Origin of the sequence: Sphingomonas sp. 1F27F7B (assembly GCF_005503355.1) — a bacterium.
GTDB lineage: Bacteria > Pseudomonadota > Alphaproteobacteria > Sphingomonadales > Sphingomonadaceae > Sphingomonas.
The window spans coordinates 191,241-211,809 of record NZ_SCMK01000005.1; the positions used below are offsets into that span (position 1 = coordinate 191,241).

Sequence of the window (20,569 nt, forward strand, 5' to 3'; positions counted from 1 at the left end):
TCGATTGACGAAAGTGCAACCGGGGCTGGAATCGCCGGCCCACCCGCTCTATCTGGCCTGTCATGAACGATCTCTCGCCGCAGCCTCGCCCTGAGCGTCAACGCAAGCCCGACTGGATCCGCGTGAAGGCGCCCACTTCGGAAGGCTTCGCCAAGACGCGGGCGCTGATGCGCGCCAAGAACCTCGTCACGGTGTGCGAGGAAGCGGCCTGCCCGAACATCGGCGAATGCTGGACCAAGAAGCACGCCACGGTGATGATCCTGGGCGATGTCTGCACCCGCGCCTGCCGCTTCTGCAACGTCAAGACCGGCATGCCGCGCAAGGTCGACCCGCTGGAGCCGCAGCACGTGGCCGAGGCCGCTGCGCAGATGGGCCTGGAGCATATCGTCATCACCTCGGTCGACCGCGACGACCTGCCGGACGGCGGCGCCTCGCAGTTCGTCAAGGTGATCGAGGAAATCCGCAAGGCGAACCCGACCACCACGATCGAGATCCTCACGCCCGATTTCCGCAACAAGCACGAAGCCGCGGTCGAGGCGATCGTCGCCGCGCGGCCGGACGTCTACAACCACAATCTCGAGACGGTGCCGAGGCTCTATCCGAACATCCGCCCGGGCGCGCGCTACTATGCGTCGCTGCGCCTGCTGGAGACAGTGAAGAAGCTCGATCCGACGATCTTCACCAAGTCGGGCATCATGCTGGGCCTGGGCGAGCAGCGCTTGGAGGTCCATCAGGTCATGGACGACATGCGTTCGGCCGACATCGATTTCCTGACCATGGGCCAGTATCTCCAGCCGACTCCGCGTCATGCCAAGGTCGAGGAGTTCGTCACGCCCCAGGCTTTCCAGGCCTATGGCGCGATCGGCCGGGCCAAGGGCTTTCTCCAGGTCGCCTCGTCGCCGCTCACGCGCTCCAGCTATCATGCCGGCGAGGATTTCGCCGAAATGAAGGCTGCGCGCGAAGCGAAGCTGGCGAAGGGGGCAAGATGATCCTCCCCGGAACGGGGAGGGGGACCGCCAGCGAAGCTGGTGGTGGAGGGGGTTATCCGCCAGCGATTCGTTCGTCGCGCCCCCCCTCCGCCAGCGCTACGCGCCGCCACCTCCCCGTGCCGGGGAGGATCTAAGAGAAGCAATGCCCAAGCATTCCGAGACCCGCCCGCTGCCCTATACGCCGGAGCAGATGTTCGATCTGGTGGCGGACGTCGCGCGCTATCCCGAGTTCCTGCCCTGGGTCAGCGCGATCCGGGTGCGCTCGAACAGCGATAGCCAGATGGTCGCGGACATGATCGTCGGCTTCAAGGGCCTGCGCGAGACCTTCACTTCCAAGGTGGAGAAGCAGCGCCCCGGCGGGCTGCACATCGAATATGTCGACGGCCCGCTCAAGCATCTTCGCAACGACTGGGGCTTCCGGCCGGATGGGCAGGGCGGCTGCCTGGTCGATTTCTCGGTGGACTTCGCGTTCAAGAACCGCGTGTTCGAGATGCTCGCCGGCCAGATGTTCGACCGTGCGCTCAGGAAGATGATCAACGCGTTCGAGGAGCGCGCCGCGCGGCTCTATGGCGATTCGACGTCGGCTTCGTCAGCCTCCGGCGCCGAGGCCCCCGGCATCAGCAGCTCGAGCGCGCACAGCGCCGCCTGAAGCCGCACGCCGGCGCGGCCGTTATTCTCGAAATGGCGCGCATCGGCGACGATGTGATCGGGATCGGCTCCGCGCACCGCCTGGGCGAACACCACCGTGCCCACCGGCTTCTTCTCGCTGCCGCCATCGGGGCCGGCAATGCCGGTGATCGCCACCGCGACATCGGCATGGGTGCGCTCCAGCGCGCCGCGCGCCATGCTCCATGCGACGGCGATCGAGACCGAGCCGAACGTCTCCAGCACGTCGCTGCCCACCTTGAGCACGTCGTGCTTGGCTTCGTTCGAATATGTGACGAAGCCGGCGTCGAAGACGTCGGACGAGCCGGGGATCTCGGTGAGCGCGGCGGAGACGAGGCCGCCGGTGCAGCTCTCGGCAACGGCGACGCGGCGGCCGGCGGCGCGATTGGCGTCAAGCACCTTGCGCGCGGCGGCAACCAGCTCCGGCGGGAGAATCGTGTCCATAGGCGCGGGCCTTTGCCACCCTATTGTTGCCGACGCGAGTCAGTTCCTTCACGGGGGTGTGAACGCTTGGCGACCTGTCCAATCTCTCCCCCGGCTTGCCCGGGGAGGAATTTCAGAGCACCGGCACCCGCACCGTGGCGATCGCCTGCGCGGCCATGCCTTCGCCGCGCCCGGTGAAGCCCAGCCGCTCGGTGGTGGTCGCCTTCACGCTCACTTCGGACGGTTGCAGCCCCAATATGCCGGCGATGCTCGCGCGGATCGCCTCGCGGTGCGGGCCCACCTTCGGCGCCTCGCAGATGATCGTCAGGTCGACGAAGTCGATCACGCCGCCCGTGGCGGCCACCAGCGCGGCGGCATGTTCGAGGAACTTCGCCGAGCGCTGCCCGCGCCACTGCGGGTCGCTGGGCGGGAAATGCATGCCGATATCACCCGCGCCGATGGTGCCGAGCAGCGCATCGGTGATCGCATGCAGCGCGACATCGGCGTCGCTATGTCCCGAGAGCCCCCTGGCATGCGGCACCAGCACGCCGCCCAGCCAGAGCTCCTCGCCCTCGGCGAAGCGGTGCACGTCATATCCTGTGGCGGTCCGCACGCGCATCGCGCCGCCGTGCCGTGCCTCGGCCGCGGCGAAATCGGCGGGATGGGTGATCTTCTCGAGCATCGAGCTGCCTTCCACGATTGCAACGTCCATTCTCAGCGCGCGCAGCATCTGCGCATCGTCGGTCGCTTCCTGGTCGCCGGGCCAGGCGGCATGGGCCCGCGCTATGGCGGCATAGCGGAAGGCCTGGGGCGTCTGTACGCGCACCAGCCCGTCGCGCGGAACGGACGCTCCGGACGCAGAGACGAGCGTGTCCGCCACCGGCAGCCCCGGAATCGCGCCGTCATGCGTTTCCAGCGCCGCCAGCAGCCGGTCGATCACTGCATGCGGCAGGAACGGGCGGGCGGCATCGTGGATCAGTACGCGATCCGCGCCCTCCAGTGCCGCCAGCCCGTTGGCGACGCTTTCGCGCCGGGTGGCCCCGCCGATGGCGAAGTCCACTTCGCCCAGGGCGGCGCGCAGCGCGTCTTCCTGGCCTTCGCCGATCACCACCAGCACCGCATCCATGGCGGGATGTGACGTCATGGCGGCGTAGCTGTGCGCCAGCATCGGCTTGCCGGCGAGGGGGGCGAACTGCTTGGGCACGCTGCCTCCGGCCCGGGTGCCGTTCCCGGCGGCGACGATGATGGCGGCGGTCTTCATCGCCGCGGGCCTAGAGCAAGTGCCCGGCTTCGTCATCCCCACGCCCGCCACGGGCGGGAAATGGCCTGGCTTCCAATGTTGGAGATCCACTGACAGCCTGGGCGTTGGCCGGCTTCGTCCGGCCCGCTCTTTGAACTGTCCAGCCATCGAAGCGCGCGCAGGCATTTGCGCGCATTCTCAACGCGTTCGCGCAAACCGGATGGAGGAGCCGCGAACTTCCGCGCCCGATCCTCCGCGGGAATGAACATCGACTCGGCGGAAAACCGATGGATTCCAGCCGGTAATGCCCGATCGAAACTGCCGGGAGCGGATCGGTCCCGCACAAACCTCGTCAACATCGGCAGCTGCAATGCTCTGCTTCTTGCCAATCGCCGCTTGCAGCTGTAGGCGCCTCTGCCTATTTTTCAGGCAGTATCATGAGCGAACTCGCACCCATCCAGATCGGCCCGGTCATGGTCGAAGCGCCGGTGATCCTCGCGCCGATGACCGGCGTGACCGATCTGCCGTTCCGCCGTGCGGTGCGCCGCTACGGCTCGGGGCTCAACGTCACCGAGATGATCGCCAGCGCCGCCGCCATCCGCGATACGCGCCAGTCGATCCAGAAGGCTGCCTGGGATCCGATCGAGGAGCCGGTGTCGATGCAGCTCGTCGGCTGCTCGCCCCCCGAAATGGCCGAGGCCGCCAAGCTCAACGAGGATCGCGGCGCCGCGATCATCGACATCAACATGGGCTGCCCGGTCCGCAAGGTGACCAATGGCGATGCCGGCTCGGCGCTGATGCGTGACCTGAAGCATGCCGCCGCGATCGTCGATGCCTGCGTCAGGGCCGTGAAGGTGCCGGTCACGCTCAAGATGCGCATGGGCTGGTGCCATGATAGCCTCAACGCGCCCGAGCTGGCCCGCATCGCCGAGGATCTGGGGTGCAGGCTGGTCACGGTTCATGGCCGCACCCGGAACCAGATGTATCGCGGCTCGGCCGACTGGTCTTTCGTCCGCACGGTCAAGGACGCGGTGTCGATCCCGGTGATCGTCAATGGCGACATCTGCTCGGTCGAGGGCGCCCGCGAGGCGCTGCGCCAATCGGGGGCAGACGGGCTGATGATCGGGCGCGGTGCCTATGGCAAGCCCTGGATCCTGCGCCAGGTGATGGACGCGCTGACCGGCAAGGGCGAGCGCGCCGATCCGAGTGTGGACGAACAATATCGCGTAATCATAGAGCATTACGTTGAGTCTCTCGAACATTATGGTGAGATGACCGGCGTCAACATGATGCGCAAGCACCTGGGCTGGTACACCAAGGGCCTGCCGGGCTCGGCGGAATTCCGCAACAAGGTCAACCAGATAGCCGATGCCAAGACGGTGCTGGCGATGCTCGACGAATTCTACGCGCCGTGGCGTTCCCGCGCGGCGGCTTGAGGCGGCGTCCGGCACCGGCCCTGGGGCCGAATTTCGCCGAGACCTTCGCCGCCCTGCCGGTCGCCGTGCTGGTCATCGACCCCGACGGCCGCATCGCCCATGCCAATGCGGCGTGCGAGGCGATGCTCAACCATGCCGAGACGACGATGATCGGCCAGCCCTATGACGCGGTGCTGAGCCCGCCCGACGGCTATGTCGAGCGCCGCGACGGGCATGGTTTCGCGGCCTTCGATACCGAGATCGAGGCGATCCGCGGACCGCGCATCCGGGTGGACTTTGTCGAGAACCATGTCGCCGATCATCCCGGCTGGCGGATCGTCACGCTCCACCACGCTCCCCAGTCGCGCCGGGTGGCCCAGGGCGCGGACCGCACCGCCGGCGCCCGCGCCGCGGTGGGCGCGGCGGCGATGCTGGCGCACGAGATCAAGAACCCCTTGTCGGGCATCCGCGGCGCAGCCCAGCTGCTGGCCAGCTCGGGCGAGGATCGCGAGCTCACCGGGCTGATCACCACCGAGGTCGACCGCATCGCCGCGCTGATCGACCGGATGCAGGACTTCACCGACACGCGGCCGCTCAAGCTGGTGCCGACCAACGTCTATCCGCTGCTCGATCATGCCCGCCGCGTCGCGCTGGCGGGCTTCGCGCGCGGCATGGTGATCGAGGAGCGCTTCGATCCCTCGCTGCCGCCGGTGCTGATCGATCCGGACGCTTTCCAGCAAGTGATGATGAACCTGCTCAAGAATGCCGCCGAGGCGCTGGCCGGGCTCGCCCAGCCGCGGATCGTGCTGTCGACGGCCTATCGCCACGGCATGTCGGTCAGCACCGGCAGCGGCCGCCCGCGCCAGCCGCTCCCGATCGAGATCCTCGTCATGGACAACGGCCCCGGCGCGCCCGAGGATATTGCCGAGCATCTGTTCGAGCCCTTCGTCTCGGGCAAGCCGGAGGGGAAGGGGCTCGGCCTGCCACTGGTCGAGAAGCTGGTCCGCGACATGGGCGGCATCGTCCAATATGCCCGGGAGCGCGCGCCGGAGATGACCGTCTTCCGCATCCTGCTGCCAAGGGCCAGGGCATGACCGGCACGGTCCTGGTCGTCGACGACGACAGCGCGATCCGCACCGTGGTGGCCGCGGCGCTGCGCCGCGAGGGCCATGCCGTCACGACGGCGGCGAGCCTGGCCGAGCTGCGCCGTGCGATCGGCGCCGCCTTGCCCGACGTGCTGGTCACCGACGTGGTGCTGCCCGACGGCAACGGGCTCGACGAAGTGGCCAGGCTCACCGCCGAGCATCCCGCGCTGCCGGTGATCGTGTTCTCCGCCCGCAACACCCTGGCGACGGCGGTGCGCGCCACCGAAGTCGGCGCCTTCGACTACCTCCCCAAGCCCTTCGACCTCGACGTGCTCGGCCAGGCAGTGCGCAGCGCCATCGCCCGCGGTCGCCACGCTCCCGCCGAGTTGCCCGAGGCGGAGATGGACGGCGGCCCCTCGCTGATCGGCCGCTCGCCGGCGATGCAGGAAGTGTACCGGGTCATCGCCCGCGTCGTTGCCAATGATCTCACCGTGCTGATCTCGGGCGAATCGGGCACCGGCAAGGAGCTGGTCGCCAAGGCGATCCACGACATGGGCCCACGCCGCCGCGCGCCGTTCGTGGCGCTCAACATGGCCGCGATCCCGCGCGAACTGATCGAGGCCGAGCTGTTCGGCCATGAGCGCGGCGCCTTCACCGGCGCCCAGGCCCGCGTCGCCGGCAAGTTCGAGCAGGCGGCGGGGGGGACCTTGTTCCTCGACGAGATCGGCGACATGCCGATGGAGGCGCAGACGCGCCTGCTCCGGGTACTCCAGCAGGGCGAGTTCACCACCGTCGGCGGCGCGCGCCCGATCAAGGCGGACGTGCGCATCGTCGCCGCCACCAACAAGGACCTGGCGGCGCTCGTCCAGGCCGGGCAGTTTCGCGAGGATCTGTTCTACCGCCTGAACGTGGTCCCGGTGGCGCTGCCGTCCCTGCGCGAGCGTCGCGCCGACGTGCCGTTGCTCGCGGGCCATTTCCTCGACCGCGCCGCCGAGGACGGCCTGCCGCGCAAGCGCCTCGCTGCCGATGCTGTGGCGGTGCTCGAAGGCTATGACTGGCCCGGCAATGTCCGCCAGCTCGAAAATCTGATGCGCCGTATCGCCGCGCTCAGCCGTGACGAAGTGATCGACGGCGAAGCGCTGCGCCGCGCCCTGGGCGAAGCGGGGGCGGCTCCGGCGGCCGGGACGCGCGACGAAGGCATCGACGCCGCGGTCCGCGCGCGGCTGGAGCGCATCGCGATCGAAGAGCCCCGCACCCTCGACAACGGCACGCTCTACGACCGGATCATCGGCGAGGTGGAACGTCCGCTGATCGAGGCGGTGCTGACGCGCCACGGCGGCAACCAGCTCCGCGCCGCCCGCGCGCTGGGGATCAACCGCAACACGCTGCGGAAGCGGCTCGACACGCTGGGCATCGATCTCGGCCCCAGCCGCCCGGATGGTGCCGAATAGCGACAGGCCGAGCAATATTATGTGTTCTTTTTGCCACAATCTCGATCTAGCTTGGCGACGATGGATGCCGTTACCACCGAGCCCCTGACCGAGGCGCCGCTGCAGAAGCGGCGGCTAGCGCCTATCCGGCTGCTGGAGATGGTGGTGGTGACGCTGGCCGTGGCGACGCCGGTCATGACCTTCCTGTTCGTCCGCAATTTCGCGCATCAGGTGTTCAATCCCGGCGTCGCCGCGTCGCTGCTGCTGGCGAACCTGCTGCCCTATGTCGCGCTGATCGTGCTGATCGGCCGGCGCATCGCCATCCACCGCGCCGCCAAGTCCGCGCTGGCCGGCGGCGGGCGCCTCCATGTTCGCCTCGTCGCGGTGTTCACGCTGATGGCGAGCATCCCGATCGTGCTGACCGTGATCGCGGCATCGGTGATGTTCCAATCCGGCGTGCAGCTCTGGGGGTCGGAGCGCGCGCGGGGGGCGTTCGACGCGACCACGGATCTCGCCAAGGAAGGCCGGGGCCTGGTCGCCCAGCGCTGGGCGACCGAAGCACGGACCATGGTCGACGACCTGACCGAGCTGTTCCCGAAGATCCCGGCGAATTCCCCCGCCTTCCAGCGCAAGCTGCTGGAGCAGCTCTATTATCGCTCCTTCGACCAGGCAGTCGTGTTCCGCGTGGTCGGCGGCAAGCAGGTCGAGGCGATGTACACCTGGGAAGCTCCCCCGGCGAAGGTCTTCGCCGCCCGGGTTTCCGGGCAGGTGCTGAACCTTCTGCGCGACGAGCAGAGCTATACGAATTTCGACGCCGAGAAACAGTGGGTGGTGACCCCGCTCGATCGGTCGCGGAACATCTTCCTCTACGTCGCCAACAGCGTGAACGTGGGATTCATGAACCGCCAGAATTCGGGCGCCGACCGGATCGTCGCCGAATTCAATGCCCTGCAGGCGCGTTCCCGCTCGCTCCAGCTGCAGTTCAACGCGGTCCTGTTCGGCGTGGCGCTGCTGATCGTCAGCATCGCGACCTGGATCGCACTCGCCGTCGCCGATCGCCTGGTCAAGCCGGTGGAGCAGCTCGTCATCGCGGCCCGGCAGGTTGCCGGGGGCGACCTGACCGCGCGTGTCGACATTCCGCAGACCGACGATGAGATCAGCACGCTCGGCAACGCCTTCAACGGCATGACCGAGCGGCTCGAGCACCAGACCGGCGAGCTGCGGACCGCCAACGCCCAGCTCGAGAGCCGCCGTATGCTGATCGAAGCGGTGATGTCGGGCGTATCGGCGGGCGTCGTCTCGATCGACGCCCAGCGCAATGTGCGCCTGATCAACGAATCGGCGATCGAGCTGCTGCATCCGGGCGAGCAGGAGCTGGTCGGTCATCCGCTCCGCGAACTGGCGCCCGAGCTCGACGCGCTGCTCGATACCGGCGACCGCGAGGCAGTGATCCAGCTCGGCACCGGCGGCGATGCCCGCACGCTCGCAGTGAAGGTCACCAGCGACGAAGCCGGGCGGGTGCTCACCTTCGACGACATCACCCAGCAGCTCAACGACCAGCGCCGCGCCGCATGGTCGGACGTCGCGCGCCGCATCGCGCACGAGATCAAGAACCCGCTCACCCCGATCCAGCTCGCCGCCGAGCGCCTCAAGCGCCGCTATGGCAAGAAGATCGAGCCCGAGGACGGGACCTTCGCCCAGCTGACCGACACGATCGTCCGCCAGGTGGGCGACCTGCGCCGCATGGTCGATGAATTCTCCTCGTTCGCGCGCATGCCCAAGCCGATGTTCCGCCAGGAATCGCTGCTCGACATCGCACGCCAGGCGATGTTCCTCCACGAAGTCGCGCATCCCACGATCCGGTTCGAGATGGATGCGCCCGATCCGGCGCCCGGCCTGATCTGCGATCGCCGCCAGATCGGCCAGGCCTTCACCAATATCGTCAAGAACGCGGTTGAGGCGATCGAGGCGCGCGAGGAAGGCGTCTCGCTTTCCCAGGGCGAGGTTGTCATGACGATCCATCCCGAAGCGGAGGGCAAGCTTGTCCTGACGCTGGCGGATAACGGCATCGGCCTGCCGGTCGAGCGCGACCGGATCGTCGAGCCCTATATGACGACGCGCAGCCGGGGTACCGGCCTCGGCCTCGCGATCGTGAAGAAGATCGTGGAGGAGCATTTCGGCACCATCGCCTTTTCGGACCGCTCCGGCGGCGGCACGCTGGTGACGATCTGCTTCGATACCGATCAGCTCGCCGAGATGGCGAGCACCTCCGAAGGCGAGGGCGGCGAGGAGCCGCGCCCCGCAGTGCTTACGCGTAGTGGAAGTTCCAGATCATGAGCCTTGATATCCTGGTCGTCGACGATGAGCGCGACATCCGTGAACTGGTGGCCGGCGTCCTCGAGGACGAAGGCTATTCGACGCGTGGCGCGGCGGATAGCGACGCGGCGCTGGAGGCGATCGCGGAGCGCCGACCCAGCCTGGTGCTGCTCGACGTCTGGCTGCACGGCTCGCGACTCGACGGGCTCGAGATCCTCGACGAGATCAAGCGTCGCGACCCATCGATCCCGGTGCTGGTGATCTCGGGGCACGGCAATCTCGACACCGCCGTCGCCGCGATCCGCCGCGGCGCCTCGGACTTCATCGAAAAGCCGTTCGAGGCCGAGCGCCTGCTGTTCCTCGTCGAGCGCGCCACCGAGACCGAGCGGCTCAAGCGCGAAGTCGCCTCGCTGCGCGCCTCGATCGGCCGCGAGGAGGATCTGACCGGCCAGTCGGGCGCGATCAACACGGTGCGCGCCACGTTGAAGCGGGTCGCTTCCACCGGCAGCCGCGTGCTGATCACCGGCAGCGCGGGCACCGGCAAGGAAGTCGCCGCCCGGCTGCTCCATGGCTGGAGCCAGCGCGCTGCCGCGCCCTTCGTCATCGTCAGCGCTGCGCGCATGCAGCCCGAACGAGTCGAGGAGGAGCTGTTCGGCGTGGAAGAGGGCGGCGACCTGGTCCGCACCGGCCTGCTCGAACAAGCGCATGGCGGCACGCTGTTCCTCGACGAGATCGCCGACATGCCAGTCGCCACCCAGGCCCGGATCCTGCGCGTGCTGACGGACCAGAGCTTCACGCGCGTCGGCGGCACCCGCGTGGTCAAGGTGGATGTCCGCGTGGTCTCCGCCACGGCGCGCGATCTGATGACCGAGATCAGCGAGGGGCGCTTCCGCGAGGATCTCTATTATCGCCTCAACGTGGTGCCGGTCTCGATCCCCCCGCTTACCGAGCGGCGCGAGGACATTCCCGTCCTGGTCGAGCATTTCGTCGCGCATTATGCCAATGAACGCCGCGTGCCAACGCCGGAGGTCGCGCCCGATGCGATGGTGGCGCTGCAGAGCTACGAATGGCCCGGCAATGTCCGCCAGCTGCGCAACGTGGTCGAGCGCACCGTGATCCTCGCGCCGGGCGATCGGATCGGGCGGATCGACCTCGACCTGCTTCCTCCCGAAGTGCTCGGGCGCCCGGCCGACAATGGCGGCGGGATGGGCACCAGCGCGATCATGGGCGCTCCGCTCAAGGAAGCGCGCGAGAGCTTCGAGCGCGAATATCTGCGCGTCCAGATCCGCCGCTTCTCCGGCAACATCTCGCGCACCGCCAGTTTCATCGGCATGGAACGCTCGGCGCTGCACCGGAAGCTGAAGCTGCTCGGCATCACCGACAGTCGCGAGGAATGATCGCCTAGGTCGAGGCGAGCTTCATCAGCACCAGCCCGCCCAGGATCATCGCCGCTGCCGCGAGCCGCAATGCGCCTGCGCTCTCGCCGAGCACCAGCACGCCCAGCGCGAAGGCTCCGATCGCGCCGATGCCGGTCCAGACCATATAGGCCGTGCCCAGCGGCAGGCTCCGCATGGCGAGCGCAAGCAGACCGAAGCTTCCGAGCATCGCGCCGATGGTCGTCACGCTGGGCCATAGCCGCGTGAAACCATGCGATTGTTTCATGGCGAACGCCCAGACGATCTCGAGCAAGCCGGCGAAGAACAACAGAATCCAGGCCACGGGCCCTCCTTTTCGGACAAGGGCCGGGCCGTCCCGGACTTCTACCCTCGGAAAGAGGGGGAGGACGTGGCCTCGCACCGCGCATCTAGGAAGGCGCCGCCCTGCTTGCAATGCGCGATTGCAGGCGCCGGCGCATTTGGCCAAGCCATTTCCCCATGCAGTGAAGGAATGGTCGCAAGCTGCGCTGGACCATTCGTCCCCCAAAGCTTAAAAGGGCCGCGCTGCGCGCCGGACGGGCGCGCGCTCCGACGCCAGAGAACGGCGCCCATGCGGGAAACTCCCGCCAAGAATGAGAGTCACGACCGATGGCCGAAAAGCAGACTTCGCTTCAGGATCTCTTCCTCAACTCGCTGCGCCGGTCGAAGACACCGGTCACGATGTTCCTCGTCAAGGGCGTCAAGCTCCAGGGCATCGTCACTTGGTTTGACAATTTTTCGGTGCTGCTCCGCCGCGACGGCCAGTCGCAGCTCATCTACAAGCACGCGATCTCCACGATCATGCCCTCGGGCCCGGTTGACCTTGCCCCGCTCCTCGAAGCGGTGGGAGAGTTCCAGTCCAAGAACCCGGTATTGCAGGAGATTTTCCTGAACGCGGTCCGCCGCCAGCAGGAAAATGTCACGATGTTCCTGGTCAATGGCGTGATGCTCCAGGGCCAGATCGCGGCCTTTGACCTGTTCTGCATGCTGCTCCAGCGCGAGGGCATGGCCCAGCTGGTCTACAAGCATGCTGTCTCGACGATCCAGCCGGCCCACCCGCTGAACCTCGCCGAGGAACAGAATAGCGACGACTGAGCGAACGCATGAGCACCGGTTTCGAGCGTGACGCCGACGAATTCACGCGGGGCGCGCGAGCAGTCGTGGTCTATCCGGACCTTGGCGGCAGCTCGCGCGATGCGGATGCGCGCCTGGAGGAGACTGCCGGTCTCGCGGCGGCGATCGGCGTCGACGTGGTCGAGCGGGTGCCGCTGCGCATCCGCGCGCCCAAGCCGGGCACGCTGATCGGTTCGGGTCAGGTGGAAGCCCTGGCCGAGACGGTGCGCGACCGCGAGCTGCAGCTGGCCGTGTTCGATGCGAGCCTCACGCCGGTGCAGCAGCGTAACCTCGAGACTGCGCTGAAGTGCAAGGTGATCGACCGCACCGGCCTGATCCTCGAGATCTTCGGCGAACGCGCGCGCACCGCCGAGGGCCGGCTCCAGGTCGAGCTGGCGCATCTCGATTACCAGGCCGGCAGGCTGGTCCGCAGCTGGACCCACCTCGAGCGCCAGCGGGGCGGTTTCGGCTTTCTCGGCGGCCCGGGCGAGACCCAGATCGAGGCGGATCGCCGGTTGATCCGCGATCGCATGGCGCGCCTGCGCCGCGAGCTCGATTCGGTCAGCCGCACCCGCAGCCTCCATCGCGACCGGCGCCAGCGCGCGCCCTGGCCGGTAATTGCGCTGGTCGGCTATACCAACGCTGGAAAGTCGACGCTTTTCAATCGCTTGACTGGAAGTGACGTCATGGCGGAGAACCTGCTCTTCGCCACGCTCGACCCAACGCTGCGCCAGGTCTCGCTGCCCGGCATCGACAAGGCGATCCTGTCGGATACGGTGGGTTTCGTCTCGGAGCTGCCCACCCAGCTCGTCGCCGCGTTCAAGGCGACGCTCGAGGAGGTTATCTCGGCCGACCTGCTGATCCATGTCCGCGACATCGCGCACCCGGACAGCGAGGCGCAGAAGGACGATGTCGAGCAGGTGCTGGCCGAGATCGGCGTTGCCGAGACGACACCGCGCTTCGAAGCCTGGAACAAGATCGATCTCCTCGCCGGGGAGGCACGCGACGCACTGCTGGCCGAGGCGGCGAGACGCGACGACGTGATGCCGGTCTCGGCGGTGACCGGGGAGGGCGTTGACGCGCTGATTCAGGCTGTCGCGGCGCGACTCACGCAGGGGCACCGCCGCTACACGCTCCACCTGGACCCGGCCGACGGTGCCGCCGCCGCTTGGCTCCACCAGCACGGCGAAGTGCTCGAGCAGGGGATGGACGGGGAACGTGCGGTCTATGAGGTCCGCATGGCCCCGCGGGATTATGAGCGGTTCCTGACCCGGGGCTGAGCCTATGCCCGCGGCAGTTCGCGTATCTCGACGGTGCCGCCGCAAGCATGGACCGGATTGCCGATGAGGAAGGTCCTGGCGTCCTCGATGTCCTCGGCGCGAACGCGGATATAGCCGCCCAGCCGCTCGGAGAGCGGCGCCGGCTCGCCCGCCTGGCGGAAGCATGCGCCCGCACCGATCTCGCTGCCGCCGTCGAAGCGGCCGCTGGCGTTGAGCCGCTCGAAATAGCGCTGCCACATTGCCGGCGTCGGCGCCTCGGTCATGTCATTGTGCATGAGCAGGATGAAGTCGCGCATCAGGCTTCCTCGCGCTTGGCCTTCACCCACAATTCTTCCTTGGCATTGAGGTCCAGTCCCTCGAATGCTTCGCCAGCTTCTGCTTCCATCACTTTGAAACGCTTCTCGAATTTCGCGTTGGCCAAGCGCAGCGCCGCCTCGGGGTCGACGCCCAGCTTGCGTGCCCAGTTGACTACCGCGAAGAGCAGGTCGCCGATTTCTTCCTCGATTTCCCCCGGCGAGGTTGCCGCCGCGACTTCGACAAGCTCTTCGTCGATCTTGGCGCGGGCGCCGTCGGGGTCGGGCCAGTCGAACCCGGTGCGGGCAGCGCGCTTCTGGAGCTTCTCGGCACGGAGCAGCGCGGGCAGGCCGATCGCCACGCCGTCGAGTGCGCTCGCATGCCCCTTTGCGCCGCGCTCCGAGGCCTTGATCTGCTCCCAGAGGTGATGCCCGCCTTCGGCCGCGCCCAGGAAGATGTGCGGATGCCGGCGTTCCATCTTGTCGCTGATCGCATCGGCGACATCGGCCAGCGCGAAATCGCCGGCTTCCTCGGCCATCCGGCTGTGAAAGATCACCTGGAGCAGCAAGTCGCCGAGTTCGTCCTTGAGCTCGGCCATGTCGCCCCGCTCGATCGCGTCGGCGACTTCATAGGCTTCTTCGATCGTATAGGGCGCGATCGTCGCGAAGGTCTGTACGGTATCCCATTCGCAGCCGCTGACGGGATCGCGCAGGCGCGCCATGATGGCGACGAGACGGTCGATGGCGGTAGCGGATGCAGTCAAGACAGGGACTCCGAAGGGCGCGCGGCGACTCTAGGAAGCCGGCCATCCGAAGGAAAGCCTCGCCACGCTTCTGCGCCTGGTTCAATCCGGGCGGAGCCTGAGCACCAGATCGCCTTGCCGCCCGGTGCCGTGCAGTTCGACGCGATCGGCGAAGAAGTCGAGCCGGGCGTAGCTCGTCTCGGGCGTGTCGAGCATTGCCTTCATGTTCACATAATGGATGCCGGCCCGCACGCCATAATTGCCGTCATGATTATGTCCGTCGAGCCAGATCTTGGCGGAGGGGTGGCGCTCGAGCAGCGTCATCACCGCCGGAGCGTTCCACAGGTTATGGGGATTTTCGGGCCAGACGGGAAAGTGGCTGAACAGCATGACTTTCAGCTTGTGCTTGTCCGCGCGTGCCAGCTCGGCGTCGATCCAGGCAAGCTGCTCGCCGCCGATCCCGCCGTCCCACAGCGGCTTGTCGGGATAGAGCGCCGCGTGCGCGGCCATGCTCCGCTTGTGCTCCGGGCTGCCCTCGGGCCAGGCATAGCTGCTCAGGTCGTTGCCGTCGGTGACGAGAAACAGCCAGCCTTGCCGTTCGAAACTGTAATAGCGCCGGGGCATGCCGAGCTTGGCCGGCACCTGGGGCTTATGGGCATCGTCGACCGCGAATTCGTGATTGCCCAGCACGAAATGCACCGGATGGCGCAACCGCCGCGCGATCGGCAGCATCGCGTCGTAGCTGGCCCAGTCCTTGTCGATGAAATCGCCAAGATGGACGACGAAGGCGAGCCGCTGGCGATTGAAGTCGGCGACCGCTGCGGCAAACTTGCCGGGCGCGGTGTGGTACATGCGCTGGCCATTGTCGGGAGCATCGGCATATTGCGCGTCGGCGATCGCTCCGATGCTGAAGGCCGGCCTCTCCGCCGAGGGCGCGGGGGCCGCACCGAGCGCCGCCAGCGCCAGCATGATCGTCCACCGCATCACTTTTCCCCTCCGGCTCGATTCGCAGCGGCTTAGGCGGGGGAGGTTGCAGTTTTAAGCATCCCGTCCCGGGCTGTCATGCGCGCTTCATGGAGCCGGCCTAGCGCTCGGACGGAATGGGGCGATTCCCCCGGGGAGAAGCGGCATGACGGGGCAGGCAGGGCCTGGCCGGGAGGCGGCGCGATGAACGAAGTGACCGCCATCGTCGCGCGCCGTCATGCGGCGGCAGAGGAGGTGGCGCTGCGCGCCGCACTCCAGCGCTTCGTCGAAGGCCGCCTGCGCGACCGGGACGAGGGCGAGGACATCGTCCAGGAAACCTATGTCCGGCTCTACGACTATCGCCGCACGCGCGGAGTCTCCGATGTCGGCGCTTTCTGCTTCGCAGTGGCGCGCAACTTGGTCTTCGATCATTTCCGGCGCCGCCGGGCAATGCCGGAGGCCGCGGAGCTGGCGGAGGACATTGCCTGCCCATTGCCGCGCGCCGAAGAGGTGCTTGATTATCGCCAGCGGGTCGACATCCTGGTCGCGGCGCTGAAGGTGATGCCGCCGCTGCGCCGCGAAGTGTTCCTGCGCCGCCGGCTCGATGGCGTGGCCGGTGCCACCATTGCCGCCGATCTCGAGATGAGCCTTGCCGCGGTGGAGAAGCACTGCACCCGCGCAGTCGCCGACCTGCGGGCAGCGCTGGAGCGACGCGGCTTGCCGGCGGGAGCGGCCCGATGAGCCGGCGCGCGGCGCTGCGAGATGCCGCCCGATGGGCGATGCGCGAGGATGAAGCGGTGCTGGGCGAGGCGCCGCCCGCCGCCGCCGCCGATGTTCAGGCGATGCTCGATGATCCGGCGCTCGCCGATGCGATGGGCCAGTTTCCGCGTCTTTCGGATGGCGACGTTCAGGCGATGCGCGCCAATCGCCGCCGGGCGATCGGCACCGGTGGCGCGCTTGCGCTCGTCGCCGCATTCGGCATCGGCGGCTGGCACGCCGGCTGGTATCGCGCACCCGCGCCCGCGCCGGTCCATTACGAGACCGCACGGGGCCAGCAGCTCGACGTCGCGCTCGCCGATGGCTCGAAACTCCACCTGAACGGCGCGACCAGCCTCGACGTGACGCTGCGCGAGGATCGCCGGACGGTGACGATGCAGCGCGGCGAGGCCTATTTCGACATCGCCCACCGGCCCGATCAGCCCTTCACCGTCCATGCCGAGGGGTCGGCGACGCGAGTGCTCGGCACTGCGTTCGACATCGATATCGCAAGCAGCGGCGTTCGCATCGCAGTCTATCGCGGCAAGGTGCGCTTCGGCGGCGACGGTGCCGACAAGGACGCGGTGATCGTCGAGGCCGGCTGGCGCAGCCGCTTTGCCGGCGGTCAGGCGCGCGCTCCCACACGCTTCGATGCGACGCAGCAGGATTGGCGCCAGGGCTGGCTCGATATCGACAATATGCGGCTCGGCGAACTGGTCGATGCGCTCAACCGCCGCGGTGGCTCGCTGATCGCTCCGCCACCCAAATCGCTGGCCTCCATAGCAGTGGCCGGGCGTTTTCGCCTTGATAATCCACAGCAATTGCTGGACGCAATGGGCGCGGCCTATGACTTTCAGGTGGTCCGCAAGGGGAAGGAACTGCACTTGGTCCCAAGTGGCGAGAGTGTCACGCAATCGACAAATCAGTGACATTGCGCTGCAATAAAATTCTTTTGTCCGGATGCTGACCGACCCCCGTCTTCCTCCCCGGAGGCGCACATCGCGCCCGAGCGGAGGAACATCATGGATCGCACTAGGGGAATCTCACTCATGGCAGTGGCAATCACGCTCGCCATGCCGGCCATGGCCCAGGCGCGCAGTGCCGAAGTCTCGACGAGCGCCCAGATGCGCTTCGACATCGCTGCGTCGGATCTGCGCAGCGCCATCTCGCAATTCTCGCAGGCCACCGGCGTGCAGGTCGTGGTTGCGCCCAGCGTGGTCGCCGGCCGGCGCACCGGCGGGGTGCGGGGCGCCCTTACCGTGCGTGCGGCGCTCGACCAGCTGCTCCGCGGCACCAACCTGACCGCCTCGATGCGCGGCGGCGTGGTGGTGCTTACGCCCGCGCGAGCAGTCGCCGCGCCGCGCCGCATCGTCCATGCCGGAGCCGCCAAGCCGATCGCGCAGGCCATTGCCCAGGCCGAGCCCGAGACGCCGCGGCCCCAGGAAGAGTCGGAGATCATCGTATCCGGCTATCGCGAGAGCCTCACTGCGGCGCAGGCGTTGAAGCGCAAGGCCGTCGGCGCCGAGGACAATATCGTGGCGTCGGACATCGCCGCCTTTCCGGACCTGAACCTCGCGGAGGCGCTGCAGCGCATTCCCGGCATCACGATCACGCGCGACACCGGCGAGGGCCGGCAGATCGCGCTGCGCGGCCTGGGAGCGGATTTCACTCGCACACAGCTCAATGGCATGGAAGTGATGGGCAACACTGCCTCGGGCATGGACAATCGCGGCGCGGTCAGCCGCTCGCGTTCGTTCGACTACAGCCTGTTCGCCTCCGAACTGTTCAACCGCGTCGCCGTGCAGAAATCGTTCGCGGCGGAGCAGGACGAGGGCGGCATCGCCGGCACCGTGCAGCTCTACAGCGCCAAGCCGTTCGACTATGACGGTTCGAAGTTCGTCGTGTCGGCCAAGGGGCAGACCAACACCAATACCAGCGGCGTCACGCCGCGTGTCGTCGGCCTCGCCTCGACTCGCTCCGGCGATTTCGGCGCGCTCGTCTCGGTCGCCTACAGCCAGATCAAGAGCAACGAATATGGCTATCGCAACTGGGGCTGGGGCCTGACCAAGTACGGCGCCGCCAATATCGGTCCCGAGATCGACGCGGCGACCCGCGCCAAGCTGCTCGCCGGTGTATACCAGCCCACGGCCCAGTCGCCTTCGACCTGGTACACCGATCGCCGCCGTCTCGGCATCACTTCGTCGGTCCAGTATCATCCGGGCGACAATTTCAAGCTCGACGTCGACTTCCTCTATGGTCGCCTGTGGGACTATCGCGACGACTATGCGCTGGCCACCGCGGGCAGCAATCCGCTCACTGGCTCCAGCGTCGGCGGGACCCAGGTGATCCGTAGTGCCGTGATCGACGACACCAACACGTTGCGTGCGGCGAGCTATACCGGCATCGATCTGCGATCCGAGCATCACATCGTCAAGAACCACACCGACTTCTATCAGGGCGTCGCCAATCTCAGCTGGAAGATCGGTGATCGGCTGACCCTCCATGCGCTGGCCGGCTATGAGGAATCCGATTTCGCCCAGCCGGTGTTCGACAAGGTGTTCATGGAGGCGAAGCAGACGCCGTTCAGCTACGACACCCGCCCGCGCATCCCGGTCAATACCTATGGCATCGACCTGAAGAACCCCGATCTCTGGACCGTCCAGCGCCTGGACGTGCAGGAGAACGCGATCACGAACCGCTATGCCAACGGCAAGCTCGACGCGGCCTATGATCTGGGTGGCGGCCTGACCTTCAAGACCGGTGGCGCCTACAAGAAGTTCACCAACACCGGCTATACCTGGGCGAACAAGGTCTTCCACAACGTCCCGGCGAACATCGTCGTGCCGAACAGCATGAAGCAGCTCGTCAAGCCCGATACGCTGCTCCAGTACATCGTCGGCAATGTCGATGCGGTCTATGCCTATGTCGGCGACAAGCGTGACCTGACGGCCGCCAATCTGCAGGCGGGCAGCGACTATCAGGTCGATGAAAGGACCTGGAACGGGTTTGCCCAGTTCGACCTCGATACGGATCTCGGCGGGATGCGACTGCGCGCCAATGCCGGTCTGCGCTATTATTCGACCGATCTGACGTCATCGGGGCATCTCGCCACCGGTGCCGGCTTCGTGCCGGTCTCGATCAAGACCAACAGCAATGGCTGGCTGCCCGCGGCCAATGTCGCGCTCGACGTGACCAGGAACCTGGTGATGCGCGTCAGCGCCAGCCGCAACGTCAACCGCCCGGGGCTGGGCGACCTGGCCGCGGCCGGCTCGATCACCACGCGCCCCAACGGCGGCAGCCTCAGCCTCGGCAATCCGTTCCTCAAGCCCTACAAGGCCACGTCGGTCGAAGGCTCGATCGAATGGTATATGGATCGCACCGGCTTCGCCTCGGTCGGCTTCTTCTACAAGAACATGGACAGCTTCATCTCGCCGTCCACGGTGACGATTCCCTATGGCCAGACCGGCCTGCCGCTGTCGCTGCTGATCCAGGGCCAGGACGCCAGCACCCCCTATGACGTGAGCCAGCCGATCAATGGCCCGGGCGCCGACATCAAGGGCGTCGAAGTCGCGTTCCAGCACGACTTCACTTTCCTGCCGGGGCCGCTCAAGCATCTCGGCATGGTCGTCAACGGCACCTGGTTCGACGGGCACCAGCAGGGCAAGGTCGGCACCACCTTCGTCCGCCTGCCGCTGTTCAGCCTGTCGAAATGGGCGGCGAACGCGACGCTCTATTACGAGGACAAGGATTGGGGCGTGCGCGTGTCCGACGCCTATCGCAGCAAATATTATACTGGCCTGGGCACCGTCGGGAATGTCGGCGACTATATCGCCGCTACCCACAACATCGACTTCCAGGCCCATGTGAACCTGACGAAGGGCGTCCGCCTGATCGCCGAGGGGATCAACCTCACCAACGAGCCGATCGAGCAGTTTGCCGGCGGTCCGATCGCACGCCGGGTAGTCTATACCACCAGCGGTCGCACCTTCACCTTCGGTGTCAGCGCCGAGTTCTGATGGCCGAAAGCTTCCGCCCCGGCACTAGCTGCCGGGGCGGATCTTCACCGATCGATCGAAGGGCGGATCCGCAAAGTCCTGGGAATGGGAAGAGGGCCGGTTCGGCAGGCCGGAAACAGCGCGATGCGGCTCGTCGCTCAGTCGAGCACGACCTTGTCGGCGTGGCGCGGTTTGAAACCACGGGCGCGCCGCTCATATTCCTGCGCCATGCCCATATGCGCGCGGAAGCTGGCCATACCCTTGGCTTTCATCGCGGCATCACGCTCTTCATCGGCGCGCTGCGCGAAATATTTGCTGTCGGTCATAACCTCTCCGGCTCCAACCACTTCCGAAGTAAGCGATCGGGGGGGAGGTCCCATTCCGTAGAAACCCCTAGTCGCGGCCGATCCGTGCCGTTTTCGTTCACTCGCCGGCGCGGCCCCCGGA

The 20,569-nt window shown here is 67.1% G+C and carries 19 protein-coding genes; 12 read left to right on the top strand and 7 right to left on the bottom strand.

Translation table 11 applies throughout. From position 1 onward, the window contains the following. Positions 1-50: 50 nt before the first annotated feature. Both lipA and FFS08_RS06795 read left to right on the top strand, forming a co-directional pair. Entirely contained in the window at positions 51-989 is a 939-nt protein-coding gene (gene lipA / locus FFS08_RS06790) for a lipoyl synthase (protein ID WP_137863584.1), read from the top strand. 142 nt (positions 990-1,131) lie between these two features. Further along, positions 1,132-1,638, top strand: coding sequence for a type II toxin-antitoxin system RatA family toxin (locus FFS08_RS06795; RefSeq protein ID WP_137863583.1), 507 nt, complete (start codon positions 1,132-1,134; stop codon positions 1,636-1,638). Here the strand turns inward: FFS08_RS06795 and FFS08_RS06800 are convergent. Beyond that, the gene (locus tag FFS08_RS06800; RefSeq protein WP_137863582.1) at positions 1,554-2,099 is read right to left on the bottom strand and encodes a CinA family protein; all 546 of its coding nucleotides are present in this window, start codon (positions 2,097-2,099) and stop codon (positions 1,554-1,556) included. The genes FFS08_RS06795 and FFS08_RS06800 overlap by 85 nt on opposite strands. Before the next feature lie 112 nt (positions 2,100-2,211). Continuing rightward, positions 2,212-3,339, bottom strand: a complete 1,128-nt coding sequence (locus FFS08_RS06805) for a bifunctional 2-C-methyl-D-erythritol 4-phosphate cytidylyltransferase/2-C-methyl-D-erythritol 2,4-cyclodiphosphate synthase (RefSeq protein WP_137863581.1) — start codon at positions 3,337-3,339, stop codon at positions 2,212-2,214. Positions 3,340-3,755: 416 nt separating this feature from the next. Here FFS08_RS06805 and dusB point away from each other — a divergent pair, with 416 nt between their 5' ends. From dusB to ntrX, 5 genes are read left to right on the top strand one after another with little or no spacing between them, the layout of a single operon-like run. Next, on the top strand, positions 3,756-4,754 hold the full coding sequence (gene dusB / locus FFS08_RS06810) for a tRNA dihydrouridine synthase DusB (RefSeq protein ID WP_137863580.1): 999 nt from the start codon (positions 3,756-3,758) through the stop codon (positions 4,752-4,754). Next, positions 4,730-5,827 (top strand): two-component system sensor histidine kinase NtrB, encoded by a 1,098-nt coding sequence (locus FFS08_RS06815; RefSeq protein ID WP_137863579.1) that lies wholly within the window; start codon positions 4,730-4,732, stop codon positions 5,825-5,827. The genes dusB and FFS08_RS06815 overlap by 25 nt, the downstream gene beginning before the upstream one ends. Continuing rightward, the gene (gene ntrC, locus FFS08_RS06820) at positions 5,824-7,269 is read left to right on the top strand and encodes a nitrogen regulation protein NR(I) (protein ID WP_137863578.1); all 1,446 of its coding nucleotides are present in this window, start codon (positions 5,824-5,826) and stop codon (positions 7,267-7,269) included. The genes FFS08_RS06815 and ntrC overlap by 4 nt, the downstream gene beginning before the upstream one ends. A 60-nt stretch (positions 7,270-7,329) precedes the next feature. Then, positions 7,330-9,585 (top strand): sensor histidine kinase NtrY-like, encoded by a 2,256-nt coding sequence (locus tag FFS08_RS06825; protein WP_137863577.1) that lies wholly within the window; start codon positions 7,330-7,332, stop codon positions 9,583-9,585. Then, complete coding sequence (gene ntrX / locus FFS08_RS06830) at positions 9,582-10,961, top strand: nitrogen assimilation response regulator NtrX (RefSeq protein WP_137863576.1); 1,380 nt, start codon at positions 9,582-9,584, stop codon at positions 10,959-10,961. Before FFS08_RS06825 ends, ntrX begins: the two co-directional genes overlap by 4 nt. A 4-nt stretch (positions 10,962-10,965) precedes the next feature. Here the strand turns inward: ntrX and FFS08_RS06835 are convergent, their stop codons facing one another. Next, positions 10,966-11,283 carry a DMT family transporter gene (locus tag FFS08_RS06835; RefSeq protein WP_137863575.1) on the bottom strand — a complete coding sequence of 106 codons (318 nt, stop codon included), beginning with the start codon at positions 11,281-11,283 and terminating at the stop codon, positions 10,966-10,968. 305 nt (positions 11,284-11,588) lie between these two features. Here FFS08_RS06835 and hfq point away from each other — a divergent pair, with 305 nt between their 5' ends. Both hfq and hflX read left to right on the top strand, forming a co-directional pair. Further along, positions 11,589-12,074, top strand: coding sequence for an RNA chaperone Hfq (hfq, locus tag FFS08_RS06840; protein WP_086129801.1), 486 nt, complete (start codon positions 11,589-11,591; stop codon positions 12,072-12,074). 8 nt (positions 12,075-12,082) lie between these two features. Further along, positions 12,083-13,372 (top strand): GTPase HflX, encoded by a 1,290-nt coding sequence (gene hflX / locus FFS08_RS06845; protein WP_137863574.1) that lies wholly within the window; start codon positions 12,083-12,085, stop codon positions 13,370-13,372. Positions 13,373-13,374: 2 nt separating this feature from the next. Here hflX and FFS08_RS06850 read toward each other — a convergent pair whose 3' ends face one another. The 3 genes from FFS08_RS06850 to FFS08_RS06860 all read right to left on the bottom strand — a co-directional run bounded on the left by FFS08_RS06850 (position 13,375) and on the right by FFS08_RS06860 (position 15,392). Next, positions 13,375-13,668: a YciI family protein gene (locus tag FFS08_RS06850; protein WP_137863573.1), complete on the bottom strand. Its 294-nt coding sequence runs from the start codon at positions 13,666-13,668 to the stop codon at positions 13,375-13,377. Continuing rightward, positions 13,668-14,429: a nucleoside triphosphate pyrophosphohydrolase gene (mazG, locus tag FFS08_RS06855; RefSeq protein WP_283214634.1), complete on the bottom strand. Its 762-nt coding sequence runs from the start codon at positions 14,427-14,429 to the stop codon at positions 13,668-13,670. The genes FFS08_RS06850 and mazG overlap by 1 nt, the downstream gene beginning before the upstream one ends. An 81-nt stretch (positions 14,430-14,510) precedes the next feature. Then, the gene (locus FFS08_RS06860; RefSeq protein ID WP_137863572.1) at positions 14,511-15,392 is read right to left on the bottom strand and encodes a metallophosphoesterase; all 882 of its coding nucleotides are present in this window, start codon (positions 15,390-15,392) and stop codon (positions 14,511-14,513) included. 183 nt (positions 15,393-15,575) lie between these two features. Between FFS08_RS06860 and FFS08_RS06865 the strand changes: the two genes are divergently transcribed. From FFS08_RS06865 to FFS08_RS06875, 3 genes are all read left to right on the top strand, one after another. Continuing rightward, positions 15,576-16,112 carry an RNA polymerase sigma factor gene (locus tag FFS08_RS06865; RefSeq protein ID WP_171012501.1) on the top strand — a complete coding sequence of 179 codons (537 nt, stop codon included), beginning with the start codon at positions 15,576-15,578 and terminating at the stop codon, positions 16,110-16,112. Continuing rightward, a complete protein-coding gene (locus FFS08_RS06870; protein ID WP_137863570.1) occupies positions 16,109-17,056 on the top strand; it encodes a FecR family protein in 948 nt (315 codons plus the stop codon). Before FFS08_RS06865 ends, FFS08_RS06870 begins: the two co-directional genes overlap by 4 nt. A 120-nt stretch (positions 17,057-17,176) precedes the next feature. Further along, positions 17,177-20,143 (top strand): TonB-dependent receptor, encoded by a 2,967-nt coding sequence (locus FFS08_RS06875; RefSeq protein ID WP_249341158.1) that lies wholly within the window; start codon positions 17,177-17,179, stop codon positions 20,141-20,143. A 137-nt stretch (positions 20,144-20,280) separates the two neighbouring features. On the opposite strand, the gene FFS08_RS23405 is transcribed toward FFS08_RS06875, so the two are convergent. Continuing rightward, a complete protein-coding gene (locus tag FFS08_RS23405) occupies positions 20,281-20,448 on the bottom strand; it encodes a hypothetical protein (protein ID WP_167298981.1) in 168 nt (55 codons plus the stop codon). Positions 20,449-20,569 lie beyond the last annotated feature (121 nt).

Bases quoted from the DNA above. Each gene is read 5' to 3' on its own strand.
- FFS08_RS06795 (WP_137863583.1), top strand. From the start codon at position 1,132: ATGCCCAAGCATTCCGAGACCCGCCCGCTGCCCTATACGCCGGAGCAG.
- FFS08_RS06800 (WP_137863582.1), bottom strand. From the start codon at position 2,099: ATGGACACGATTCTCCCGCCGGAGCTGGTTGCCGCCGCGCGCAAGGTG.
- FFS08_RS06805 (WP_137863581.1), bottom strand. From the start codon at position 3,339: ATGAAGACCGCCGCCATCATCGTCGCCGCCGGGAACGGCACCCGGGCC.
- dusB (WP_137863580.1), top strand. From the start codon at position 3,756: ATGAGCGAACTCGCACCCATCCAGATCGGCCCGGTCATGGTCGAAGCG.
- ntrC (WP_137863578.1), top strand. From the start codon at position 5,824: ATGACCGGCACGGTCCTGGTCGTCGACGACGACAGCGCGATCCGCACC.
- FFS08_RS06825 (WP_137863577.1), top strand. From the start codon at position 7,330: ATGGATGCCGTTACCACCGAGCCCCTGACCGAGGCGCCGCTGCAGAAG.
- ntrX (WP_137863576.1), top strand. From the start codon at position 9,582: ATGAGCCTTGATATCCTGGTCGTCGACGATGAGCGCGACATCCGTGAA.
- hfq (WP_086129801.1), top strand. From the start codon at position 11,589: ATGGCCGAAAAGCAGACTTCGCTTCAGGATCTCTTCCTCAACTCGCTG.
- hflX (WP_137863574.1), top strand. From the start codon at position 12,083: ATGAGCACCGGTTTCGAGCGTGACGCCGACGAATTCACGCGGGGCGCG.
- FFS08_RS06850 (WP_137863573.1), bottom strand. From the start codon at position 13,668: ATGCGCGACTTCATCCTGCTCATGCACAATGACATGACCGAGGCGCCG.
- FFS08_RS06860 (WP_137863572.1), bottom strand. From the start codon at position 15,392: ATGCGGTGGACGATCATGCTGGCGCTGGCGGCGCTCGGTGCGGCCCCC.
- FFS08_RS06865 (WP_171012501.1), top strand. From the start codon at position 15,576: ATGAACGAAGTGACCGCCATCGTCGCGCGCCGTCATGCGGCGGCAGAG.
- FFS08_RS06870 (WP_137863570.1), top strand. From the start codon at position 16,109: ATGAGCCGGCGCGCGGCGCTGCGAGATGCCGCCCGATGGGCGATGCGC.
- FFS08_RS06875 (WP_249341158.1), top strand. From the start codon at position 17,177: ATGGCAGTGGCAATCACGCTCGCCATGCCGGCCATGGCCCAGGCGCGC.
- FFS08_RS23405 (WP_167298981.1), bottom strand. From the start codon at position 20,448: ATGACCGACAGCAAATATTTCGCGCAGCGCGCCGATGAAGAGCGTGAT.